The organism is Hydrogenophaga sp. (assembly GCF_019264445.1).
Lineage (GTDB): Bacteria > Pseudomonadota > Gammaproteobacteria > Burkholderiales > Burkholderiaceae_C > Hydrogenophaga.
On record NZ_JAHVAB010000084.1, the window covers coordinates 57,018 to 81,836 of the forward strand.

Consider the following 24,819-nt stretch of genomic DNA (forward strand, 5'->3'; position numbering starts at 1 on the left):
GCAGGCGGTAGGCCGGGCGCGGATAATGGCCGGTTGCCCGATTTTGACCGAAGTTCTCCAGTTGTCCTCCACCCCGCTGCACATCGAATTTCCCGAATCCCTGCCCGTCTCGGCGCGCCGCCTCGAGATCGAGGCCGCCATGCGCGAGCACCAGGTGGTCATCGTGTGTGGGGAAACCGGATCGGGCAAGACCACACAGATTCCCAAGATCGCACTGGCCATGGGGCGCGGCAAGTGCAACGCGAAGCCGGGCCAGCGCGGGCAGCTGATTGGCCACACGCAGCCACGGCGCATTGCGGCTTCCAGCGTGGCCAAGCGCATTGCCGAGGAGCTCAAGACGCCGCTGGGTGAGGTGGTGGGCTACAAGGTGCGCTTTCAGGATCGACTGAGCAAGGACGCTTCCGTCAAGCTCATGACCGACGGCATCTTGCTCGCCGAAACGCAGACCGACCCGGACCTGCGCGCCTACGACACGATCATCATTGACGAGGCGCATGAGCGCAGCCTCAACATCGACTTCCTGCTGGGCTACTTGCGCCAGCTGCTGCCGCGCCGGCCCGATCTGAAAGTCGTCGTCACCTCCGCCACGATCGACGCCGACCGCTTTGCGCAGTACTTCGCATCGCGCCATGGCCCGGCACCGGTGCTGATGGTGTCGGGTCGCACATTCCCGGTGGAAGTGCGCTGGCGCCCGTTTGAAGAAAACCGCGACTACGACCTGAACAACGCCATTGCCGATGCGGTGGACGAACTCTGGCGCGGCCCGCAGGGTGGCGACATTCTGGTGTTCCTGCCCGGTGAGCGCGAGATTCGCGAGGCGGCCGACCACCTGCGCAAGCACCTCAGCCATGTGCCCGCTTTGCGCAACGCCGAGGTGTTGCCCCTGTTCGCGCGGCTGTCGCAGGCCGAGCAGGACCGCATCTTTCAAGACCACAGCGGCCGGCGCATCGTGCTCTCCACCAACGTGGCCGAAACCTCGCTGACGGTGCCTGGCATCCGCTTCGTGATCGATGCCGGTACCGCGCGGGTCAAGCGCTACAGCTTCCGCCAGAAGGTGGAGCAGCTCATGGTCGAGCCGATCAGCCAGGCCGCGGCCAACCAGCGCGCAGGCCGCTGCGGCCGGGTGGCCGATGGCATCTGCATCCGGCTCTACGACGAGGCGGGCTTCAACGCGCGTCCCCGCTTCACCGACCCCGAGATCCTGCGCAGCTCGCTGGCCGGTGTGATCCTGCGCATGAAGGCGCTGCGGCTGGGCGCGGTGGAAGATTTCGCGTTCATCGAAGCGCCGCAAAAGCGCGCCATCGTCGACGGCTACCAGCTGCTCGCCGAGCTCAACGCCGTGGACGAGGCCAACGAGCTCACGCCCATCGGCCAGACGCTTTCGCGTCTGCCCCTGGACCCACGCGTGGGCCGCATGATTCTGGAGGCGCAGCAGCGCGGCGCGCTCGACGAGGTGCTGGTGATCGCCTCGGCGCTGAGCGTGCAGGACGTGCGCGACCGCCCGCTGGACAAGCAGGCCCAGGCCGACCAGGCGCATGCGAAGTTCGACGACGAGAAAAGCGAATTCAGCGGCACGCTCAAGCTCTGGAAGTGGCTGGAGGACAGCAAGGGCGGACACGGCAAAGACCACAAACTCAGCCACCGCCAATACGAGAACCTGCTGCGCGAGAACTTCGTCAACGTGCGCCGCGTGCGCGAATGGCGCGACATCCACACGCAGTTGCACACGGTGGTGGCCGAGCACCAGTGGAAGCTCAATGACAAACCGGCGAGCTACGAGCAACTGCACCTGGCCATGCTGGCCGGCCTGCTGGGCAACGTGGGCCAGAAGCACGAAACGGAAGACTGGTACCTGGGGGCCCGTGGCATCAAGTTCCACCGCCATCCCGGCGCCAACCTGAGCAAACGGCCAGGGCGCTGGATCGTGTGCGCCGAGCTGGTGGAAACCACCCGCCTGTTCGGGCGTGGCATCGCCGGCATCGAGCCGCTGTGGCTGGAGCAGGTGGGCTCTCACCTCATCAAGAAGCAGCTGCTCGACCCGCACTGGGAGAAGAAGGCCGCGCGCGTGACGGCGCTGGAGCGCGCCACGCTGTACGGCCTGGTGGTTTACAGCAACCGCCGCACCGACTACAGCCGGGTCGACCCTGCTGGCGCGCGCGAAATCTTCATCCGGGAAGCGCTCGTGGCCGGCGAGTGGGAGACACGCCTGCCGTTCCTGCTGGCCAATCAGAAGCTGGTGAAGCAGGTGGCCGAGCTGGAGCACAAGTCGCGCAGGCAGGATGTGCTGGTGGACGACGAGCTCATCTACGCGTTCTACGACCAGCAACTGCCTGACCACATTTGCAACGGCGCGGCCATGGAGCGCTGGTACAGCGTCGAGTCGCGCAGCAACCCCAAGCTGCTGATGCTCACGCGCGAGGAGCTGATGCGCCACGAGGCGGCGGGCATCACCACGCAAACCTTTCCCAAGACCTTGCGCCTGGGGGGCGTGGATTGCGCCTGCAGCTACCTGCACGAGCCGGGCGACGCCCGCGATGGCCTGTCGGTCACGTTGCCGATCTTTGCGCTCAACCAGGCCAGCGAAGACCGTTGCGACTGGCTGGTGCCCGGCATGCTCAAGGAGAAAGTGCTCGCGCTGCTCAAGACGCTGCACCAGCGGCCGCGTTCGCGACTGGTGCCATTGCCTGCCACCGCCGAAAAATTCACGCAGGCGCTCTGCGAGCCGGCGGCCTTTGGCGCCGGCAATCTGCTGGATGCCGTGCTCAAGCTCGTGCGCGAAGCCACGCAGCTCGATATCCAGCGCAACGACATCAAGGTCGACATGCTGAGCGCGCACCACTTCATGCACTTGCGCGTGGTGGACGAGCACGGACGCCAGTTGGGCCAGGGCCGCAACCTGGCCGCGCTCAAGGCCGAGCTGGGTACCCAGGCGCGTGGCGCGTTCCAGGCGCTGGCTTCTCTCAAGATGGACAGCCTGCGCCCCGCGCCCGCCGCGCCCACTCGCCATGCGGCGAGCGCGCCTGCCACGCCCAAGAGCAACACGGCCCAGGTGCCTGGCGCCAGCGCCAGCCAGCGCCACACCGCCTGGGACTTTGGCGAGCTGCCCGAGCTGATGGAGATTCGCCAGGGACAGCAGACGCTGATTGGCTTTCCTGCGCTGGTGGACGACGGTGATGCGGTGCGCATCGAGGTGTTTGACGAGCCCGACGTGGCGCAGGCGAGGCACCGTGAAGGCCTGCGCCGCCTGTGCGCGCTGCAGATCCGCGATGCATTGAAGTACCTGGAGAAAAACCTGCCGGGTCTGCAGGCCATGGGTGTCGCCTACATGCAGGTGGGCAAGGAAGCCGGCGGCGGGGGCACGCTGGAGGAGCTGCGCGCGCAAATCCTCGAGCTCGCGCTGGACCGCGCGTTCCTCGGCGATCCGCTGCCCACCGACGAGGCCGCGTTCAAGCGACGGGTGGAGGAGGGGCGCGGGCGCCTCACGCTGATTGCCAACGAGATCGCGCGCACCGCCGGCCTGGTGCTCACCGAGTACGCCGCCGCCGCGCGCAAGCTCAAGGATGGCAAGCCCCCGGCCGACGTGGCCGGCGACATCGCGCAACAGCTGCAGCGCCTGGTGCCCAAGCGCTTTCTGCTGCAGACACCCTATTCACAGCTGCAGCACCTGCCGCGGTACCTCAAGGCGGTGCAGTTGCGGCTGGACAAACTGCGCGCCGACCCCGCCCGCGATGCCGCCCGCATGACCGAGCTGCGCCCGCAAGACCAGCGCTTCTGGCGCCTGGTGGCCGAGCGCAAGGGCGTGCAGGACGCCCGCCTTCAGGAGCTGCGCTGGTTGCTGGAGGAACTGCGCGTGAGCTTCTTTGCGCAGGAGCTGCGCACGCCGCAGCCGGTGAGCGGGAAGCGGCTGGACAAGGCCTGGGCACAGCTCAACAGCTGAACCCGGGGTGCGGTCCTCAGTTGGTCGCCAGCGCTGCGCGCGCTTCGGTCACGCCCAGCGCCTTGTTGGCGAGCAGCTGCTTGACCACCGCTTCTGCGTCGCTGCGCGTCGCCAGCTGGTTGATGCGCACTTCGTGGCGGCCGTCTTTGGCCACCATGTCAGCCGGGTATCCCGCCGCCTGCAGGCGGGTGCGCAGCGCGGCGGCGTCGGCCACGCTGTTGAGGGAGGCGGCCACGGCGCGCCAGCGGCCACCTTGCAGCAACACACCGCTGCCGGGCTGCATCTCGGCCTGCCCGATGAACTTGGCCAGTTGCTCCGGCGTGGCCTGGCCTGCGGGCTTTTCCGGTTGGCCCGTGAACACGACCCAGAACGCGCCTGGCTTGTCCAGCAAGATGCCGTCTTTGGCGTCACGCACCACCTCCACCTTGCCTTCGAACACGCACACCGCGTCGTGGGCAGCGTCGCTCATGGCCCAGAAGTCGGTGCCGCGAATGCCCACCGTGGCGGTGGCCACTTCAAGGTTGAGCTCGCGCGTGTTGCCCAGGGCTTTGCTGGTGTAGTCGGTGGCGTAGCGAAACACCCCCGTGATGAGCTTGAGCGAGCTCTTCTGTTCGGCGGCGCCAGACGCGCTGTCCCGCTTCGTGTCCAGTGACTGAATCTGGAACTGGGTGTCTTCGCCCAGCTTGATGGTGCTGCGGTCGTCCATGCGAAGCAACATGCGCGAACCGTTGGCGGTGATGGCCTTGTCGTTTGCGCGCAGCTGGGTGCCGGGCTCGGCAGGACGGCGCTGGCCATTGCGCTCCACCCAGGCCGGCAGTTGAACCGCTTCGACCACAGTGGCGCTGGGCGCCGCGTGTGCGGTGGGGCTCATGCTCCAGACCAGGCCGCCCAGGGCCAGGGCTGCGCAGGCGTGCCACATCAAGGCGCGGCGGTGCAGGCCTGTGGGTCGAAGCGTGGTGGTGTGTTGCATCAGGGGAGTCTCTTTCAATGAATCAGAACGGAATAAGCAGCCTTCTAGGGAGGCGATTGCTGGTACGCGAGTATCGGGCGGGTGGATGTTCTGTTGGCATGCTTACCGAAAAAACGTCGATTTCAATCACCTCCCGCGTGATCCGCATCACGACCCAGGGCTCGGTGACAGCAGGCGCATCCGTGGGGTCAAGGTTGACATCGATGGGGATCCTGCGCTTCACTTCGCCAGTCTGGTTTTCGGCTGACGGCGTCTCATCTTGAAGGGAATCGATCCATGGACCGACGGGAATTTGTGGAGGCATGTGCGTTGGGTAGCGGTTCACTGGCCGCCACACTGACGGGCACTGCCTGGGGCGCAGACGCCAAGCCCCGCGCCTACCAGCGCGCGCTGCTGCTCGACGAGCTGGGCCAGCCGCTCAAGGCGAGCAACCTCAAGGCCCAGACCAACTACGTTTTTCACTACCCCTTTGAGGCCACGCCCGTGTTCTTGCTGGACCTGGGCAAAGCGGCGGTCGCCACCCCGCTGCAGACGCGCGACAAGCAGAATTACCAGTGGCCCGGTGGCGTCGGCCCCAAGCGCAGCCTCGTCGCGTTTTCAGCCATCTGCGCCCACAAGCTGGTGTACCCCACGAAAGACCTGAGCTTCATCAGCTTTCGCAAAGGCGCAGCCACCAACCCGCAAACGCCCAGCAAGGGCAGTGACCTGATTCACTGCTGTGCCGACCACAGCCAGTACGACCCGGCCCGCGGCGCGCAGGTGCTCAACGGGCCCGCCGAGCAGCCGCTGTGTGCGGTGCTGATCGAGCACGATGCACGCAGCGACACGCTGACTGCGACAGGCACCTTGGGCGGAGAACTGTTTGACGACTTCTTCAAGAAGTACGAGATGAAGCTCAGCCTGGAAGTGGGGCCCAACGCCCGCCAGACCGTCGCCCGCCAGACCGTGGTGCGCGAGCTGGATCGCTTCTGCCGCAACCCCGTGCGGTGCTGAGCCCTCAGGCGGCGCCGCTGGATCGCGGTACGACTCAGAGCCGTGAGAGTCGCTTGAGCGCTTCGCGCAGGGTGTCGTCCTTCTTCGCGAAGCAAAAGCGCACGACGCGCTGGTCAAAGCCGTCGCCATAAAAGGCCGAGAGCGGGATGGCGGCCACGCCCATCTCGCGCGTGAGCCACTGGCAGAAATCGCCTTCAGGCAGGTCGCGCTCGGGCACGGCCAAGCTGGAGATGTCCACGCACTGGAAGTACGTGCCCTGGCCGGGCAGCAACCGAAAACGCGTGGCGGCCAGGCCTTCGCGGAACAGGTCGCGCTTTCGCTGGTAGAAAGCCGCGAGTTCGACGTAGGGCGCCGGGTTGTCCATGTAGCTCGCGAGCGCGTGCTGCATCGGGGTGTTCACGGTGAACACATTGAACTGGTGCACCTTGCGGAATTCGGCCGTGAGCGCCGCAGGCGCCACCACCGTACCGACCTTCCAGCCCGTGACGTGGTACGTCTTGCCAAAGCTGCTGACGATGAAAGCGCGCGCGGCAAGGCCCGGATAGCGAGCCACACTCTGGTGCACCTGGCCGTCAAACACCATGTGCTCGTAGACCTCGTCGCTGATCAGCAGCACATCGGTGGGCGCCAGCAGGTCTTGCAGTTGCTGCATGTCCGCTGCGCTCCAGACCATGCCGCTGGGGTTGTGCGGGCTGTTGATGATCAGGGCGCGCGTGCGCGGCGTGATGGCGCTGGCGATGCGGTCGAAGTCGGGCCGGAAGCTGCCCGGGGTGAGCGGCACGCGCACCGCCACGCCACCGGCCAGCTCAATGTTGGGTACGTAGCTGTCGTAGCACGGCTCCAGCACGACGACCTCGTCGCCCGGCTGTACCACCGACAGGATGGCGGTGAGGATGGCTTGCGTGGCACCGGCCGTGACGGTGATCTCGGTGTTCGCATCGCAAGCCAGGCCGTACAGGGCTTGCATCTTGGCCGCCATGGCCTGGCGCAGCGCGGGCACACCCGGCATGGGCGGGTACTGGTTGTGACCCGCCTGCATGGCACGGGTCACGGCATTCACGAGGGCTGGATCACAGTCGAAATCAGGAAAACCCTGTCCGAGGTTGACGGCGCCATGCTCGGCGGCCAGCGCCGACATGACCGTGAAGATCGTGGTGCCGACCTTGGGCAACCGGGAGGTGAGGGCGGGTGTTCGAGGCAATGGGGGGTTCATGGGATCACAGCTCGTAGTCGTCAGGCGTGCCGCTCATGGCGCGCAGGATCAGGTCGCGCGAGAGCCGGTCGCTCAGCAGTTCGGCAAAACGCAGCACGAAGTGGCGCAGGTAGGTGCCCCGCTTGAAGGCGACCCGGGCCAGGTTGTGGCCAAACAGCTGCGCGGCGGGGCGCGCCACGAGATCGGGCGTGAGGTTCTCGCCCTGCATGGCCATTTCAGCCACGATGCCCACGCCCATGCCGAGCTTGACGTAGGTCTTGATGACGTCCGAGTCGATGGCCTCGAGCACGATGTTGGGCTGCAGGTGGCGCAGGGCAAAGGCCTGGTCGATGCGGGTGCGGCCCGTGAAGCTGGGGTGGTAGGTGATCAGGGGCACCTGCGCCAGGTCGTCCAGCGTGATGCGCTCGCGCTCGAGCAGGGGGTGGTCAAACGGCAGCACCAGGACGTGTTGCCATTCGTAGCAGGGCAGCGTGACAAGTTCCGGGTAGTTCACCAGCGATTCGGTGGCCATGCCGATCTCTGCCACCTCTTCCATCAGCATCTTGGCGACCTGGTCGGGCGAGCCCTGGTGCAGGCTGATGCCGACCTTGGGGTAGGCCTGGCGCAGCGCAGCGACGGGCCCTGGCAGCACGTATCGCGCCTGGGTGTGTGTGGTAGCGATCGAGAGCGTGCCGCTGTCTTGCGCGGAGTACTGCTCGCCGATGCGTTTGAGGTTGTTCACCTCGCGCAAGATGATGTCGATGCTCTTGAGCACCTGCTGCCCCGGCTCAGTCACGCGCTTGATGCGTTTGCCGTGGCGCGCAAAGATCTCGATGCCGAGCTCGTCTTCCAGTTCGATGATGGCCTTGGACACGCCGGGCTGCGAAGTGTGCAGCGCCTTGGCCGCCTCGGTGAGGTTCAGGTTGCGGCGCACGGCCTCCTGCACAAAACGAAACTGGTGCAGGTTCATGGGGTGGTCTCCAGCGCAATCTGCGCAAGCAGCGCGGTCAGCCGCGGGTCTTCGCCAGCGGTCGGCAGCTTCTCAAACGTGACTTGGGGGTGCTCGGCGGTGAGCTCGGCCATGAGCACGGGCAGGTCTTCGCGCGCGTGCTTGCCCATGCCGAAGAACAAGGGCAACACGCGCACGCGGGTGGCCCCGCGTTGCACCAGCTCGCGTGCCGCCGTGGCCAGGTCGGGCTCACACAGTTCGAGGTAGGCGCACGACACCACCGCCTGGCCATCGCTCAGGGCGATCTGTTCGGCCACGGACTCGACGGGCAGGCGCCACAGCGGGTCGCGCGATCCGTGGGCAAAAACGATCACTCCCAGCATGAATGTCCTACCTTCGCAGCACCAGCCACCCGAAAGCGCCCAGTGAAAAAACCGAATAGATCAACGCCGGCGATGCCGCCGCCACCCAGGGTTGCCACTGGTTGAGGTTGCCGATGTAGCCGAAGACGTTGTTGAGCAGGAAGAAGCTGATGCCGATCATCACGCCACCGAACACATAGCCCGTGATGCTTCCCGAGCGAAAGTGCAGGTAGGCAAACGGCAGCGCCAGCACCACCATCACCAGGCAGCTGAGGGGGTAGAAAACCTTGCGCCAGAACTCGATTTCGTACCGCTGCGCGGTCTGGCCGTTGGCTTCGAGGTGGCTGATGTAGCCAAACAGATCGGCTGTTCGCATCCGCTCGGGTTTGAGCAGAGCGACAGACACCATCTCGGCATTGATGCCGCTGGGCCAGCGGAAGCTGTCGGGTGCACTGCGCTGGATGCGGCCGGACGCCAGACCCGCCGCGTCAAACTCGCGCCGCTGCACCTGGCGCAACGTCCAGGAATCGTCTGCTTCGATCTGACCCGTCTCGGCGTGCATGGTCGACACCAGAAAGCCCTGGTTGTTGAACTCGAAGATGCGCACGTTGCCCAGCTCGCCCTGGGGCGACATGGAGCCGACGTTGACCGAGAAGTTGCTGTACGGCTGCTTTTCCTTGAGCCACGCGCCCGTCTGCCCGAGGCTGATGTTCCCCTGGTAACGGGCCTTGAGCAGTTGCGCGGTCTTGTCCGACAGCGGGGACAAGTAGTCGCCGATGGCGAAGGTCAGTGCGACAAAGACGACACCCAGACCCAGCAGCATGCGCAGCGCGCGCCACGGCCCAAGCCCGCTCGTTCGCAGGATGGTGTACTCAGACCCTTGCGCCAGCCGGGCCAGCACGAACACGGAGCCGATCAGAACGGCAATCGGCAGCAGCTCATAGATGCGGCTCGGCATGAGCAAGGCCACGTAGAGCAGGGCGTGGGGCACTTCGTAGACCAGCGTTGGGTCCAGCGCCGAGGCTTTGCCCAGGGCGGGCAGCTCATCGACAAAATCAAAAAAGAAAAACAGCGACAGGAACGCCAGCAGCACGAACGCCACCGCCGCGAACACCTCGCCATAGATCAGACGGCGAATGGTTCTCACGCGCGCGCTCCTTGTGCAACAGGCCGCGATGTGCGCCGGGCACTGATCAGGCCGCGCAGGCTGACGTTGTAGTGCCGCTTCAAGAACCAGAGCAGAGTCATCGCAAAAACGCCCCCGTGCAGGACGAACATGTACCCGGCCAGACTGAAGAGGCCGCTGGCCACCCAGCTCTGGCCGAGGTTGAGCAAGTTGTAATAGAAAACGAAGGCGAACAAGGTGAAGAACAGGTTGCCGCCGCGACCCGCCCGCGGGTTGCCGGTGGTGGTGGCCACGGCAATCAGCACGAAGTTCATGGCCGTGAACGCCATGCCGATGCGCCAGCCCAGCTCCCCCAGGTTGGCGCGGCTGGGCTCGCGTATCAGGGTCAAGCTGGAGCGCGCCTTGAGTGCCTCGCCTCGTTCGCTGATGGCCGAAGAACCAATCTGCGTACCGTACTCCTCGAACTCGCTCACCCGCAGGCTGCTCTGGTCTGCGGCAGCCTCCAGCCGCTGGCCGTTGTTGAGCATCAGGAATTGCTTTTCATCCAGCCACTCGATTCGCCCCGACCGTGCGGAGGTCACGGTCTCCCGGCCGTCGTTTTCGGTGCTGGAGATGAAAATGTTGCGCCCCTCGGTGCCGTCGGCGGTGTCCTTGTCAATGAAAAATACGCGGCGTCCGCTCGACGACTCCTGAAACTGCCCGGGCGCCACGCGCTCCAGATCGCCCCGGCGTTCGAAGCGGTCGCGCAAGCTGTCGGTCTGCTGGTTGGCCCAGGGCCACACAAAGAACACCATGAGCGTGATCGCCAGCAGGATCGGCCACGAAAAGCGCATCACCGGGCCGAGAAATCCCCCGAGCGAGCGGCCGCTGGAGAACCAGATGATCATTTCGCTGTCGCGGTACATGCGCGACAGCGTGAACACGATGGCGATGAAGAGCGCCAGCGTGAGGATGGTGGGCATGCGGCCAATGACGGTGTAGCCCAGCACCAGCGCGATCTCCTGCGGGTCGACGCTGCCACGGGACGCCAGGCCGAGCGTGCGAATCAGCAGCATGGTCAGCACGATCGTGAAGAGCACCACCAGGGTGGCGCCGAAACTGCGGGCCAGCTCTTTGCGAATGGAAGAATGGAATAACATCGATCGAGAACAGGAAAACACGATTATGGACTTCGAACTCAAATCCCTTTCTCCCACGCAGGCCGCGGCGCTGTCGGTCGATGCGCTGCTGGTTCTGGTCCCTGATGCGAAGCCCGCCAAGCCGTCGGGTGATGCCCTGTCCGATCTGGTGGCGAGTGCCACCCGGCAGGGCGATCTGGAGGTCGGTTTGGGCAAACAGCTGGCGTGTTACCGGCCGGCGGGCGTCAAGGCGGCACGTGTCGTGCTGGTGCGCTCGGGCGACGGCGCTGCGGTGTCGGTGCGCAAGGCGGTGAGCGCGGGAATGGCCGCGCTCAAGCAGCCGGGTGTCAAAAAGATCGGTCTGGTACTGAGCTTGCTCGATGCCGGGAACGACAGTGTGCGTGCCGCCGTGTCAGCCTGTGCGGAGGCGACGTACGTCTACACGACCACCAAACCCAGTGCCAAAGCCAGGGCGTTGCAGCAGGTGACCGTGGGTGTGAGCGACGCGGCTGCCGTGCGAGACGGCTTTGACGTCGGTCGCGCGCAGGTGACGGGTGTGGAGTTCGCGAAGGAATGGGCCAACCGGCCGGCCAACCATGCGACGCCGACAATGCTCGCCGAGGCGGCGCGCAAGCTGGGTCGAAAGCCCGGCATCAAGACGGAGGTGCTCGGCCCCAAGCAGGTCGAGGCATTGGGCATGGGCTCGTTTCTTGCCGTGGCCAAAGGCTCTGCGGAGCCGCTGCGCTTCATCGTCATGCACTACAGCGGCGCAGCCAAAAGCAGCGCGCCCGTGGTGCTGGTGGGAAAGGGCATCACGTTTGACACAGGTGGCATCTCCATCAAGCCCGCCCCTGAAATGGACGAAATGAAGTTCGACATGGGTGGGGCTGCCAGCGTGCTGGGCACTTTCGCCGCGCTGGCCGAACTCAAGCCCGCCATCAACGTGGTGGGACTCATCCCCAGTTGCGAAAACATGCCCGACGGCCTGGCCGTGAAGCCTGGCGACGTGGTCACCAGCATGAGCGGGCAGACCATTGAAATTCTCAACACCGATGCCGAGGGGCGCCTGATCCTGTGCGACGCATTGACCTATGCATCGCGTTTCAAGCCCCGCAGCGTGGTGGACATCGCGACACTCACGGGTGCGTGCGTCATCGCACTGGGTGGTGTGCGCTCCGGTTTGTTCTCGACGCGAGACGATCTGGCTCAGGCGCTGCAGCAAGCAGGAGAAACCGCGCAGGACCCGTGCTGGCGGTTGCCGCTGGACGACGAGTACGGTGAAGGACTCAAATCCAACTTTGCCGACATGGGCAACGTGGCCGGGCGGGCTGGTGGGGCCATCACCGCGGCGAAGTTCCTGCAGAAGTTCACGGCCGATCTGCCATGGGCGCACCTGGACATCGCTGGCACCGCCTGGAAGAGCGGGGCGGCCAAGGGTTCCACGGGCCGGCCGGTGCCATTGCTGCTTCAGTATTTGATCGATCAGGCTGCGGTCCTGGCGGCTGCAGGCCAGGCAGCGCCGGCGGGCAAAGCCCATCGTGCGGCTCGCCCAGCCAAAGCCTGATCACGCCTGCGCAATGACGGAAGTGGCTTTTCATTTCAATGCGCCCGACAAGCTCGGGTACGCGTGTCGTCTGTTGCGCAAGGCGTATCTTCGCGGAGCCCGCGTTGTGGCGTTGGTGGATGAGGCCGATCGGGCGGCGCTGGACAGCGCGCTCTGGACGCAAGTGGTGGGCGAGTTCGTGCCGCACAGCGGCCCGGGCGATCCACCCCACGTGCAGACACGTTCTCCCATCCACATCGCTTCCGATGGGGCGGCGCAGAACGGCGCGACCGTTTTGGTCAACCTGCGTGCCGAGGTGCCACCCGGCTTCGAGCGGTACGCGCGCGTGATCGAGGTGGTGACGGTGGACGCTGCCGATCGCGGCAATGCGCGCGAGCGCTGGAAGCACTACAAGGCGCAGGGGATCGAGCCTCAGCGGCATGACCTGCAGCTGGCACCGCAGGACTAGTCTTTCAATTTGTCGTGTCGTCGCGCGGGGTATGTGCCTCGCTTATGGGGCATTCAACGGCGTGATGTGCCTTGGGAAAACCCTTGAACGCCCCTGTGGGCGGGGCGGTGCGCGGAATCCGCTGGTTTTTTGGAGTATCTTTATGGGCGTGGAGAAAAAAAGTTCCCTCCGCATTCCAACCTCTCATCCTTTCCGAGGAAAACCATGCAACTGAACATCAAACTGGCCGTCATCGCGGCGGCTGTCGCTCTTGCCGCTTGCGGCAAAAAAGAAGAGGCTGCTCCTGCTGCCGCGCCTGCAGCTGCTCCAGCGCCTGCCGCCCAGGTCATCAAGATCGGTCACGTTGGCCCGACCAGCGGCGCCATCGCCCACCTCGGCAAGGACAATGAGAACGGTGCCAAGATGGCCATCGAAGAACTCAACGCGGCAGGCCTGACCATCGGTGGCGCGCCCGTGAAGTTCGAGCTGCTCGCCGAAGACGACGCAGCGGATCCGAAGCAAGGCACCGCTGCTGCCACCAAGCTGGTGGACGCCAAGGTGGCCGGTGTGATTGGTCACCTGAACTCGGGCACGACCATCCCTGCTTCGCAGATCTACAACGACGCTGGCATCCCCCAGATTTCTCCTTCCGCGACCAACCCCAAGTACACCCGCCAGGGCTACGCAGGCGCGTTCCGTGTGGTGGCTGACGACGTGCACCTCGGTGGCACGCTCGGCAAGTACGCCGTGGAAACCCTCAAGGCACAGAGCGTGGCCGTCATCGACGACCGCACCGCTTATGGCCAAGGCGTGGCTGACGAGTTCGAAAAGGGCGTGGTTGCCGCCGGCGGCAAAGTGGTCGGACGCGAGTTCACCAACGACAAGGCCACCGACTTCAACGCCATCCTGACCACCCTGAAGGCCAAGAAGCCCGACGTGGTGTTCTTCGGCGGCATGGACGCCGTTGCCGGCCCGATGCTCAAGCAGATGAAGCAGCTGGGCATCAAGGCCAAGTTCATGGGCGGTGACGGCATCTGCTCCAGCGAGCTGCCGAAGCTGGCTGCTGATGGCCTGGCCGATGACCAGGTGTTCTGCGCCGAAGCCGGTGGTGTCGAAGGCGAGCAAAAGGAAGGCATGGACAAGTTCCGTGCTGACTTCAAGGCCAAGTTCGGTGCCGACGTGCAGGTGTACGCACCTTACGTGTACGACGCTGTGAAGGTCATGGCCAACGCCATGGTCACCGCAGGCTCCGCCGATCCCAAGGTCTACCTGCCTGCTCTGAAGGCCACCAACTACAAGGGTGTGACCGGCAACATCGCTTTCGACGAAAAAGGCGACATCAAGAACGGCGCGTTGACGCTCATGACCTACAAGGCTGGCGCTCGCACCACTCTGGCCGTGATCCGCTGATCCAGCCACTTGCTCCTTATTGAAAAAGCCACCTTCGGGTGGCTTTTTTCATGGAGAAAGCAGGGCGATGTCCTACAGCGCCTGTGAGCGGTTCTGTTTATCTTTGGTGGATGGCCCAGTGAGAGGGCCTCAACCCACGGAGATACACATGGACAACCTGTACGAAGCACTTCGCGAGAGTCACGACACACAGCGCGCGCTGTGCCGCCAGTTGGTGCGCATCAAGCCAGACAACCCTCGCGCCCTGGAGGTGTTCAATGCACTGCGGGTGGAGTTGGCAGCGCACGCGGCGGCAGAGGAGCGCTTCCTCTATGCACCCATGCTGCTGGACGACATGGGCCTGAAGTCGTCGCGGCACGCGCTGGCCGAACACCATGAGATTGATGAATGCGTTGAGGCGCTGGCTGCGGCTCGTCAGCGCCCGAAAGCCTGGCTTGAATGCGCTAAAAAGTTGTCGCACGAGGTACACCACCATCTGAAAGAGGAGGAGACCAAGTTTTTTCAACTGTCTGGGAAAATTCTCACCGAGCGTCAGAAGGTGACGCTTGCTGCCAAATACCGACGGGACCTGCAGCGGATGCGGCGAGCAGGCGCTGCGTAGTCGCTGAGATGGTTCAGAGGGTTCGACAAGTGAGATGAGTCCACTGCGCGGAACGTCGAGCCCTTCTGAGGCGCTTAGCCCAGCGCCATGCGGCACATCGCCGCGACCATGCGTGACGCGCGATAATGCGTCGTACCGCGTCATTCGCGGCCTATCTTCTTACAGCGCTTGGCAGAGATCTCTCATGACCCCTTCATCACACTCGGCGACATCAACGCGCTCGCGACTGCAGCGCATCTCGCTTGCATTTCTCTGCCTTTCGGCTCTGAGTGCCTGTGGTGGCGGAGGCGGGGGCTCTGCCTCCCTCGAGAGTACAGCCCAGGTACCGACACCGGCACCAGCACCCTCTCCGACGCCTGCACCCTCTCCGACACCCGCACCCTCTCCGACGCCCGCGCCTTCTCCGACGCCTGCACCTTCTCCGACGCCCGCTCCTTCTCCGACGCCCGCGCCTTCATTGGGGGATGCGCGTTCGTCCGCACGGTTGTTCTATTCGGGACACAGTCTCATGGACAACCCCCTTCCCGACTATGTGGAATCCATCGCACAAAGTCTCAACACCACAGTCGGCTGGAACCAGCAAAACGTGATTGGGTCGCCCATTCGCGTTCGAACTCGCGGCAACGATTCCAACGCGTCGTCGTTCCCCGGCTACAGCACTGGCAAAAACCGAGCTGGCTCCAACCTGAATGTGGTGAGCGAGCTGCGTCAACCGCAAACCCTGGGTGGTCAGCGCTACGACACCTTGGTTCTCACGGAGCGCCACGACATTGTGGGCTCCTTGTTGTGGGAGAACACCGTCGCCTATGCCCGCCATTTCCACGAACGGTTGATTGAAGGCAACGCTCAAGCCAACACCTACCTTTATCACTCATGGTTGGGGGTGCCCAACAAAAGTGCGCCCGCGGCATGGGTCAACTACGAACGGGCAATCGCCCCAGCCTGGCAATGTGTGGCCAGTCGGATCAATCAGTCGCTGCAATCAGAAGGCCGGAGCGATCGTGTGGTGTATCTCCCTGCCGGGCTGGCGCTGGCCAGTCTTGTTGAACAGGCGACGACACCGGGTAGGAGCGTTGCGGGGGTCACGGGTGCGAGCGCACGTGAAACGATGGACCGACTCTTCGTTGATGACGTGCACCTCACCTCGATAGGCGCTTATTACATGGCGCTCGTGAACTATGCATCGGTGTACCGCCGTTCACCTGTGGGTGCATGGGCCCCTGCAGGCGTGACGCCAACCCAAGCGCAAGCCCTGCAGAATGTGGCTTGGCAGGCAGTGGCTTCGCACTACAACTCGTTCACGTCGCCCGATCTGGCTCAGTGCCGTGCGGCGATGCGCGACACCGTGTGTGCGGCGTTCTACAACTTCACCGGCCAGCCAGCTCAGACGGCGTCCTGCGTGGGCACCTTTACGTCGACCTCGCAGAGCAACCCGTTTTACTTCAACGCTGCATCGGATCGAAGCTACTGGTTCCCTGCGCCCTGAGGGTTGGCGCAGGTTTCGGCACTGAGGCGCCGTGATGCGTCGCGCGTGAGCGGCGCGCACACGGTCGTCACGGTGCCTTGTGAGGCTGGGCTTTCTCAGTAGGCGTTCTTGCCCACCAGCGCGCCGAGTGTTCGCACCAGGATGGTCAAATCCAGCCAGAGCGACCAGTTGTTGATGTATTCGATATCGGCCTCGATGCGCTGTTGCATCCGTTCGATCTCGATGGTCTCGCCGCGAAGGCCGCGTACCTGGGCCAGCCCAGTGATGCCCGGTTTGATGTTGTGTCGCGCGAAGTAGGCGTCAATGCGTCGCGAATACTCCTCATCGTGCTGTACGGCATGCGGCCGTGGGCCCACCAGTGACATTTCGCCCTTGAGGACGTTGAACACTTGAGGCAGTTCGTCCAGGCTGGTCCGGCGCAAGAATGCGCCTACGCGGGTGACCCGTGGATCGTTGCGCTTGGCCTGTTGCACCACGCCCGCCTCGGGTTGGTGGACGAACATGCTGCGGAACTTCCAGATGTGGAATATCTTGCCGCTCCATCCTTTGCGAGCCTGTCGGAAGAAGATGGGCCCAGGACTGTCGAGCTTCACCGCGGCGGCGATGATCAGCAACAACGGCGAGATCATCAGCAGGATCAGGGACGCCAGCACAAAGTCTTCGACGGCCTTGAACAAGAGGCGGGTCCCCGTCAGCGGTGTTTCCGAGAGGGTGATGACAGGCAAGCCAGCGATTTCGCGCACGCTGTGATTGACCAGGAGCACAGAGAAAATGTCTGGAACCCAGTGCACCGCCACATGCCGGTCCAGCAGAACGAAGTACATGTCTTCGATCAGGTAGGACTCGCCCAGGGGGATGGCAAAGTACACGGTTCGAACGTCGTGGCGGTCGATCACGGCCAGCATTTCATCGAGCGGGCCGATGATGTTGGGCTCCTGAAGCATGGCAAAGTCGGAGGCTTCGTACAGGTGCGCGCCCGTTTCCCGTGAGCGCCCCTGATCGTTCGGGGAGAGCTCGAGGCACCCCACCACTTTTTGGTTGAGCCAGGGGTTGCCCGACACCTTGTGCTGCAGATACTTCGCCAGTTTGCCGGTGCCGACGATGAGCACGTTTTCTGCGGGGACGGCGTGCTGCATGATGCGGGTCTGCACCGCGCGGCTGATGAACTGCAGCGCCAGCTGCAGCACGTAGCCCGATACGTACAACTGCCCCAGAAGCAATCGGGAATAGGCCTCGGTCTGTTTGGTCACGAAGCCCACGACCAGCAAAAGCCCATAAGCGAGGGACCACGCCTTGAAAAGCGTCAGCGCCTTGCGCGCCATGCTGCTGTTGCTGCGGTAGACGCCGAACTGGTCGTAAGCGAATACCATCCCGATGCCGAGCAACAGAAGAAGAACCGAGTATTCGGCGGTGAGACCGCCAATCTGCTGACGAATCAGCAAGAAGGCCAATCCCATGACGGCCACAAGATCCAGAAGAGCCTGAACGGCCGTGGAGATGCTGCCGCGTCGTTTGAGGATGGACCGCAGGGGTCTCTTGGGTAGGGCCATGGTCGCGAGTATAGGTGTGCGGTTGTGATGAAGAGACGTCTTGGAGCCCTCCAGGACGCCCATGCTTCCCAAACGTGCCGATGTTCACGTTTGCAGCGTCAGGCAGGTGGCGATGACGCCACGGCTGATCCGATCAAAGCCGTTGTTGGACCCCCGTCTTGGGGTAGCGCGTGACGACCTCCCACACGGCTTCCTGCATGGCGCGGGCGGTGAGTTCCTCCGGGGCTTTGGCGGTGGTGCCGTCGGCACGTTGCAGCCGATGGGGAAGGCCCACTGGGCTGCGGTGGTAGAGAACCGCATAGTGGGTGAGGGCGACAAGGTAGTTGCCCAAGTCATTCAGATGGATGTTGTCCTGTGTGCCATCGGGATTGCGCGCGAACAGATCGTGGCGAGACGACAGCCCCGGCATTCCGCCCGCCGCCTCGACGCGCCGAACAAATTGGGCCATCACCTGGCCTGCAGGAATGACATACACCGGTCCGCCGGTGTCGCCATGGGCCATGCCTTTGGCCAGCAGTTCGCCTTCCCAGTACTGGGTCAGGTCGTTGTCCAGCCGTTGCAGCCATCCTTGCCTGTCATCGAGGCTGTGCCAGGTCTCATACAGATAAACGCGGGTGTCTGGGCGGTGCAGGCGCGCCTCACGCGACCACAGCCGCAGGTACTTGGGAGCGTCGAAATGCTCGATGGCGTCGCGAATCTCGACCATCTCGGTAAGGACGACGGCGTCAAACTCACCGCTGCGCACTGCTGCAAGCGCGTCCTGATAGCGAGGATGGGCGTTTTCCTGTTCAAAGCCGTTGATGGGTACGTCGGGCTCCCAATGTGACTTCAGCGAAGCGCCCCAACCGAGTTGCGACCGGTGGTCATGGCCCTGGCTGACCAGCTGCTCCAGCATGGCGGGCATGTCGCGGTTGACCAAACTGTGGCCCAGGTGAAAGACACGAAGTGCCTTGGTGGGGGGCGCCAGCGGCGTCGTGTACATCTGGTCGAGCGCATCCACCGACAGGGACTTTTCGAATCCGCAAGCGCCAAGGGCCAACAAGAGCGCCAGCTTGGCAGAGCGCAGGTACAGCATGGTGTGTGGTTCTCCGAGCCTGTGCAGCGAAAGGCCGCCTATCCAACGCCTTGCGGCGTGACCGCGAGGTTGTCGCGCTGCGCGCCCGCCAAATGGCGACTCAAGTGGATGGCCAGTTCCGACACATTGGGCATTTCCAATATGTCGGCGTGTTTGCCCGGCACGCGTTCGATCACGATGTGGCTGGCCAGCGCATCCCATCCATAGGCGGCCTGTGTGGAGCGATCTCCTGCGGCCTGGAAGAAGGCCACAGGCATTTCGCTCGGCTGGGCCTTGTGCTGCCGGATGGCCTGTGCATACACCTGATTGCGACGCCCGCCGGGTAGTTCCCGCGCGGCATGCAGTTGGGATGCCTGACGGTACAGGTGCATGACGTGCTTCCAGCCGTCTTGTCTGAGCATGCGCCAACGCCGCGCGATGCCCGCCTTCAGATGTTTCCATCCGCGACCCGGGAATGCGCAATCGAGCATGACCAGCAACCCGATCTTCTCCCCCGCTTGCATCAACCTTTGCGCGACTTCATAGGCGAGCACGCCGCCGATGGAGAACCCACCGAGGTAATAGGGACCATGCGGCTGCTGAGCTCGGATGAGTTCCACATAGGCACCGGCCAGCGTGTCGATCGAATAGGGCGGCAGAGGGCTCTCCACAGGCAACTCGAGAAGATCAATCTCCTCCTGGGAAAAGAGGCCGTAGACGGGCATGTCGACCGTGATCTGGCGCGCCAGTTCGCGGTACATCTCGGCGCCAGCCAGCAAGAAAAGCCCGTGCGGTTGCTGCGACGGCCGCAGCAAGGCCATCGATTTGTCGCGCTCCTGACCATGGCTCTCAAGTTGCCTAGCCATACCCATGATCGTCGGCTGCTCGAACACCATGGTCAGCCAGACAGGCCGTTGGAATTCGGTTTCCATCCGCCGGATCATTCGAACAGCGAGCATCGAATGCCCGCCGAGGTCGAAGAAGTTGTCGTCGATACCGATGTGATCGTTCTGCAGCAATTCTTGCCAGATGGGCAACAGGCGCCGCTCGGTTTCGGTGCGAGGCGCCTGGCGGCGGCCTTTCGGGATGGCACGGGCACTCGGGCGCGGCAATGCCTGGCGGTTGATCTTGCCGTTGGGGAGCACGGGCAAGGCAGACACCTGTTCGATCTGCGACGGCACCATGTGTTCGGGCAACCACTGACGCGCTGTCACCCGAAGGGCATCAAGATCCATCGGTCCATCGGGCGCCACCAGGTAGGCCACCAGACGCTGGTCACCGGGGCTGTCCTCGCGAACGACCGCCACGCAACGCTGCACGCCAGTCTGGCTGGCCAGAAACGCTTCGATTTCACCGAGCTCGATGCGAAACCCGCGCAGCTTGACCTGATCGTCCAATCGTCCGCCGTGTTCAAGGGAGCCGTCGTAGCGCCAGCGGCCTCGGTCTCCCGTGCGATAGCAGCGCTGTTCCTTGAGCTCTGGAATGTGTTCCAGCGTGCGGAAGCGCTCTTCGGTCAGCTCCGGGCGTTGCCAGTAACCATCTGCGACGCCATCGCCGCCGATCCAGATCTCACCCCACGCACCCACAGGCTGGAGATGGCCAAGCTCGTCCAGAACCAGGATCTGCGTGTTGTCGATCGCCCGTCCGAGGGAGGTCGGCGTGTCAGCCTCGACCTGCCAGCAGGTGGACCAGACCGTCGTCTCGGTCGGGCCGTACATGTTCCACACCTGGTCGCAGCGCTGCAGCAGTGCACTGGCGAGCGTCGGCGGCAGGGGCTCCCCGCCGACCAGGGCGCGCAAGCCGGGGGTCTTGCCCCAATCGGCCTCGAGCAACAGGTGCCAGCGCGAGGGCGTGGCCTGCATCACAGTGACGGCATGCGTGTTGATCAACCGCTTCAAGGCCGCACCGTCGGTGGCTTCCTGGTCTGAGGTCAGCACCACGGTAGCTCCCACGCTCAATGGCAGCAGCAGTTCAAGCACCGCAATGTCAAAGCCCAGCGTGGTGACGGCGAGCACCCGGTCGCCTGGCCGCAGTCCCGGTTCGCGGGCCATGCTGACAAGAAAATTGACGACGGCCGCCTGCGGCACGCACACACCCTTGGGACGCCCCGTCGAGCCGGACGTGTAAATCAGGTAAGCCGGCCCGTGTTCACCGCCGGATTCCAGGGGGGTGGCAGCGGGTACGCTGGTCCAGTCCTGATCCAGGTACAGGCAGGGCGTCTGTGCCATCCGGCTTGGGGTCAGGGTGGCTGTCGTACCGATGATCAGGGTGAGGCCCGCGTCTTCGATCTGATAGCGAATGCGGTCTTCGGGGTAGGTGGGATCCAGCGGGACATATGTTGCGCCGCTGCGGATCGTGGCCAGGAGCGCGACGACCAACTCCACCGACCTGGGCAGACACAGCCCAATGCGGCTGCCTGGGCCAAACCCGCGTGTGCGCAAGTGGGTTGCCAGTTTGCGCGAAGCCTCGTCCAGCTCGGCGTGAGTGACGCGCTGCGCTCCGAACACCAAAGCGATGGCGTCCGGGTTGATCTGCAGACCCTGCTCGAGGCAGGCTGCCAGCGAGGTGTCCGCCGTGCGTCTCGCCGGGCCTTCACCCCATGCGAGGAGTTGCTGACGGTGCGCGGGGAGCAGCGGGTCCCATTGCGATACGGCTTTGCTGCTGAACGCTTCGACCGAGTGCAGCATCAACAGCAACTGCTCGCCCATGCGCCTCACCGAATCGGCTTCGAACAAGTCCGTGGCGTATTCCAGAACGATGGAGTGGTCAAACTGCGGATCGACCACCACGGTGAGGTCGACCTGCGACGCGCGTCGATCCACATCGACGCGAGACCAAGTGCTGCCACCGAAGTCCACCTCTCGCACAGGCGTGCTCACGAGGTTGAACATCACATTGAACAGGGGGGGCTGCGAGGGCTCGCGCTGGTGATCGAGGGTGCGCACCAGCAGCTCAAACGGCAGATCCTGATGCTCGTAGGCCCCCAGAGCTGCCCCTTTGACGCGGCGAAGCACTTCCGTGAAGTCCGGGTCGCCATCGAGCGAAGTCCTGATCACCAGAATGTTCACCAGCGTGCCAATGAGGTTCTCGCAACCCGGGTGATGGCGGTTGGCAATCGGCATGCCGACAGCGAGATCGGTCTGGCCGGTGTGCTTCAGCAGAAACACCTTGAACAGGGCCAGCAAGGCCATGGCCAGGGTGGCGTCTTGTTGTGTCGCCAGTGATGCCAGTGCATCGGTCAATCCCGCTGGCAGTGGCAGGCGAATGCTCGCTCCGCGAAAGCTGGCCTGACGCGGGCGGGGGTGGTCGGGGACCAGGGCGACAGGTCGCATCCCCTCCAGGCGCCGGCCCCAGTACGCGATTTCCTGCCGCTGGCGTTCGGTCTCAAACCATTGGCGGTGCCACCGGCTGTAAACGGCGTAACGTGGGGGCGGGCCAGGCAGCACCGGTTCGACGCGGGCCATTGCCTGCCGATAGGCAGAGCTCAGGTCTTTGCCGAGCACAGAAAACGACCATTGGTCGGCCACGATGTGGTGCAACACCATCAACAGAACGTGCTCTTGCGGACCCAGGCGAATCAAGGTCGCGCGCATCAGTGGCCACTGGTCCAGCGCGAAGGGGGGATGGCTCAATTCACTCAGGACCGCCGCAAGAGCAGCTTCGTCCGTGCCTTCTGCTTGGCCAGGAAGATCCAGCAGCGCCAATTGAAAGTGACCGTCCTCGACCACGTTGGCCGCAAGACCCTGGTCGGTGGCGACAAAGCGCGTTCGCAGAATCTCATGGTGTTTCACGACCACCTGGAAGGCCTTTTCGAGGGCTTCAGGTTGTACGGTGCCTCGCAGCCTGAGGGCCAGAGGCACGTTGTAGGCGCTGCTCGCAGGCGCCATGGCCTGCATGAACCACATGCGCTCCTGCGAGTAAGAGAGCTGCGTCGACGTTTGCAGTTCCAGCGGATTGAAGGTGAGTTCCGTTTCGTTGCTGAGGGCCTGCGCCGGATGGGCCTGACCATCCTGAAGTGCGCCGAGAGCCTTGGCCATGCCATGCAGCGTGGGATCGGCGAACAATGTGGAGATGGGCATTTCCACCCCCCAGTGCTGGCGAACGCGCGACAGCAACTGGGTGCCCGTCAGCGAGTCGCCGCCGAGCCGCAAGAAGTGCGCGTCAGCGGGCACGTGGGGCACGTTGAGCACGTCGGCCCACAGCGGCGCGAGCTGGCTCATGAGCCGTTCGGTGGCGGCGCTGGTCTCGCGAGCGACCGGCGATGCCTTGAGCTGGTGGGCGGTGAGCTCACCCGACAGATACATGCGCTTGGCTTCGCGTCGCTGCAGCTTGCCGCTGGACGTTCGAGGCAGCGTGCCGCCACGCAAGAGCATGACGTCGAGCAGGTCGACTTCGTGGGCTTCGGCGATGTCGCGGCGCAAGTCGGCCTGCAGCTGCTCCAGCTCACTCGCAGGGAGCTGGTTGCGGCACTCGACCAGCAGCACCACCCGCTCATGACCGGCATGTTCCACCGGACAGGCGATAGCGCCTTTGGGGCGCACCCATTTGGATGCCGCGAGGGCGGTTTCCTCCAGATCTTGAGGATGGATGTTGCGCCCGTGGATGATGATCAGATCGCTGTGGCGGCCGGTGACAAAGATTTCACCGTTCTTGAAGAAACCGAGGTCACCGGTTCTCAGAAAAACGTTGTCACGGTCTTCTTCTGCGAGCTGGCCGCCGAAGCGCTCTCTGGACGCGTCGGGCTGATTCCAGTAGCCACGCCCCACGCTGGGACCGCGCACCCAGATTTCGCCGACCACGTGAGGCGCACATGGCACGCGGGTTTGCGGATCGACGATGCGCACGTCCAGTCCTGGCAGCACGTGCCCACTGCCTACCAGTTCCCTCGACCCTTCGGCCCCTGCAGGCAGCTCGTGAACCTCACGCAGCTCCTCCATCCTGAGCCGGTCCACCGAAATGATCTGGGGCGCCGCACGAGAGTTGCCGAGCGACACAGCCAGAACCGCTTCAGCCAGTCCATACGACGGGGAGAACGCTTCGGGCCGGAAGCCACTTGGCGCGAAAGCCTCGGCAAACTTTCGCAGGGTGTTCGGGCGGATGGGCTCGGCTCCGCACGAGGCGAGCTTCCAGTGCTGAAGCGAAAACGTCGCGTCGGGATAGCGGGCGAGCGCGTTGACGCAGGCTTCGTAGGCGAAATCGGGGGCTCCGCTGTTGGTGATGCCGTGGCGTTCAATGGCTTCAAGCCAGCGCAATGGCCGGATCAAAAACTGCTGAGTCGACATCAGGAAAGAGGTCGATCCATGGTGCGCGGGTACGAGCAAGCCATGCACCAGGCCGTAGTCGTGGAACCACGGAAGCCATGTCAGCGTTCGGTCGAGGGCTGAATCGATATCGGCAACCTGAATGACGGATTCGCACTGCGCCATCATGTTGTCGTGCGTGATCTGTGCCCCACGGGGCTGCCCCGTTGACCCCGAGGTGTACTGCAGGTACCCCAGATCGTCTCCAGTGATCGGGCGCTCAGGCGCATCGCTGGGCAATGGGACGGGAGGCGTGCCGCGCCAGTCGCCCAGACGGTCCAGCGTCGACCATTTCACGTGTGGCGCGTTGATCTCGGCTGCACCGATGTGCTCGCCGCGTGTGAAGGCCATGGAGACCTGGGCGTCATCGCACATTGAAAGCAGTCTGCGCCAGCTCAGCTTGGAGCGGCGCGCATCGGGTGCTGGTGCGGGTACGGCCACCACGCCAGCCACGATGCAGCCCCAGAACAGCAGCACGGCATCGATGCAGTTGTCGTAGGCGAGGAGCACACGGTCGCCTCGCTTGACAGATTTCAGCAACGATGCAGCGATCGTTTGGGCCGCGTTGGCGAGCTCTCCGTAGGTGAGCGTTTCTGCGGGTTGAAGATCGGCTTGCAGAAAAACCAGGGCGAGCTGATCCTTGAACTGCTCAGACCTTTGGAGGATAAGGCTTGCAAAGGTGGACAAGGGGGTACTGGAGTTCACTGAACGGAGAGATCCACCTGTGGGATGGGGTGGGTGTGCGAGACAGAGCTGGGTGGTCTTCGCCGCTTCGATGGG

At 64.0% G+C, this 24,819-nt stretch carries 16 protein-coding genes; 7 read left to right on the forward strand and 9 right to left on the reverse strand.

Going from position 1 to position 24,819, the window contains the following annotated elements; translation table 11 throughout:
* Positions 1 to 43: 43 nt before the first annotated feature.
* Positions 44 to 3,937, forward strand: coding sequence for an ATP-dependent RNA helicase HrpA (gene hrpA / locus KXJ60_RS20010; RefSeq protein ID WP_291131845.1), 3,894 nt, complete (start codon positions 44 to 46; stop codon positions 3,935 to 3,937).
* A gap of 16 nt (positions 3,938 to 3,953) precedes the next feature.
* Here hrpA and KXJ60_RS20015 read toward each other — a convergent pair whose 3' ends face one another.
* Positions 3,954 to 4,907 carry a FecR domain-containing protein gene (locus KXJ60_RS20015; protein WP_291131847.1) on the reverse strand — a complete coding sequence of 318 codons (954 nt, stop codon included), beginning with the start codon at positions 4,905 to 4,907 and terminating at the stop codon, positions 3,954 to 3,956.
* Between the two features lie 276 nt (positions 4,908 to 5,183).
* Between KXJ60_RS20015 and KXJ60_RS20020 the strand changes: the two genes are divergently transcribed.
* Entirely contained in the window at positions 5,184 to 5,900 is a 717-nt protein-coding gene (locus KXJ60_RS20020) for a (2Fe-2S)-binding protein (RefSeq protein ID WP_291131848.1), read from the forward strand.
* 34 nt (positions 5,901 to 5,934) lie between these two features.
* Here KXJ60_RS20020 and KXJ60_RS20025 read toward each other — a convergent pair whose 3' ends face one another.
* Genes KXJ60_RS20025 through lptF form a run of 5 tightly spaced genes read right to left on the reverse strand, consistent with a single transcriptional unit; the run spans position 5,935 to position 10,668 of the window.
* Complete coding sequence (locus tag KXJ60_RS20025) at positions 5,935 to 7,113, reverse strand: pyridoxal phosphate-dependent aminotransferase (protein WP_291131850.1); 1,179 nt, start codon at positions 7,111 to 7,113, stop codon at positions 5,935 to 5,937.
* Between the two features lie 4 nt (positions 7,114 to 7,117).
* A complete protein-coding gene (locus KXJ60_RS20030; RefSeq protein WP_291131852.1) occupies positions 7,118 to 8,062 on the reverse strand; it encodes a CysB family HTH-type transcriptional regulator in 945 nt (314 codons plus the stop codon).
* Positions 8,059 to 8,424, reverse strand: a complete 366-nt coding sequence (locus KXJ60_RS20035) for a CbiX/SirB N-terminal domain-containing protein (protein WP_291131854.1) — start codon at positions 8,422 to 8,424, stop codon at positions 8,059 to 8,061. The genes KXJ60_RS20030 and KXJ60_RS20035 overlap by 4 nt, the downstream gene beginning before the upstream one ends.
* Before the next feature lie 7 nt (positions 8,425 to 8,431).
* Positions 8,432 to 9,550, reverse strand: coding sequence for an LPS export ABC transporter permease LptG (gene lptG, locus KXJ60_RS20040; protein WP_291131855.1), 1,119 nt, complete (start codon positions 9,548 to 9,550; stop codon positions 8,432 to 8,434).
* The gene (lptF, locus tag KXJ60_RS20045) at positions 9,547 to 10,668 is read right to left on the reverse strand and encodes an LPS export ABC transporter permease LptF (RefSeq protein WP_291131856.1); all 1,122 of its coding nucleotides are present in this window, start codon (positions 10,666 to 10,668) and stop codon (positions 9,547 to 9,549) included. Before lptF ends, lptG begins: the two co-directional genes overlap by 4 nt.
* A gap of 25 nt (positions 10,669 to 10,693) precedes the next feature.
* Between lptF and KXJ60_RS20050 the strand changes: the two genes are divergently transcribed.
* The 5 genes from KXJ60_RS20050 to KXJ60_RS20070 all read left to right on the forward strand — a co-directional run bounded on the left by KXJ60_RS20050 (position 10,694) and on the right by KXJ60_RS20070 (position 16,135).
* Positions 10,694 to 12,211, forward strand: a complete 1,518-nt coding sequence (locus tag KXJ60_RS20050) for a leucyl aminopeptidase (RefSeq protein ID WP_291131858.1) — start codon at positions 10,694 to 10,696, stop codon at positions 12,209 to 12,211.
* A 13-nt stretch (positions 12,212 to 12,224) separates the two neighbouring features.
* Positions 12,225 to 12,659 (forward strand): DNA polymerase III subunit chi, encoded by a 435-nt coding sequence (locus KXJ60_RS20055; protein WP_291131859.1) that lies wholly within the window; start codon positions 12,225 to 12,227, stop codon positions 12,657 to 12,659.
* 204 nt (positions 12,660 to 12,863) lie between these two features.
* Positions 12,864 to 14,048, forward strand: a complete 1,185-nt coding sequence (locus KXJ60_RS20060) for a branched-chain amino acid ABC transporter substrate-binding protein (RefSeq protein ID WP_291131861.1) — start codon at positions 12,864 to 12,866, stop codon at positions 14,046 to 14,048.
* A gap of 148 nt (positions 14,049 to 14,196) precedes the next feature.
* Positions 14,197 to 14,649 carry a hemerythrin domain-containing protein gene (locus tag KXJ60_RS20065; protein WP_291131863.1) on the forward strand — a complete coding sequence of 151 codons (453 nt, stop codon included), beginning with the start codon at positions 14,197 to 14,199 and terminating at the stop codon, positions 14,647 to 14,649.
* 508 nt (positions 14,650 to 15,157) lie between these two features.
* On the forward strand, positions 15,158 to 16,135 hold the full coding sequence (locus KXJ60_RS20070; RefSeq protein ID WP_291131864.1) for a hypothetical protein: 978 nt from the start codon (positions 15,158 to 15,160) through the stop codon (positions 16,133 to 16,135).
* Between the two features lie 95 nt (positions 16,136 to 16,230).
* On the opposite strand, the gene KXJ60_RS20075 is transcribed toward KXJ60_RS20070, so the two are convergent.
* From KXJ60_RS20075 to KXJ60_RS20085, 3 genes are all read right to left on the reverse strand, one after another.
* On the reverse strand, positions 16,231 to 17,685 hold the full coding sequence (locus tag KXJ60_RS20075) for an undecaprenyl-phosphate glucose phosphotransferase (protein WP_291131865.1): 1,455 nt from the start codon (positions 17,683 to 17,685) through the stop codon (positions 16,231 to 16,233).
* A gap of 788 nt (positions 17,686 to 18,473) precedes the next feature.
* On the reverse strand, positions 18,474 to 18,530 hold the full coding sequence (locus KXJ60_RS21715) for a hypothetical protein (RefSeq protein ID WP_363318072.1): 57 nt from the start codon (positions 18,528 to 18,530) through the stop codon (positions 18,474 to 18,476).
* Positions 18,531 to 18,798: 268 nt separating this feature from the next.
* Entirely contained in the window at positions 18,799 to 24,744 is a 5,946-nt protein-coding gene (locus tag KXJ60_RS20085; RefSeq protein WP_291131868.1) for a non-ribosomal peptide synthetase, read from the reverse strand.
* Positions 24,745 to 24,819 lie beyond the last annotated feature (75 nt).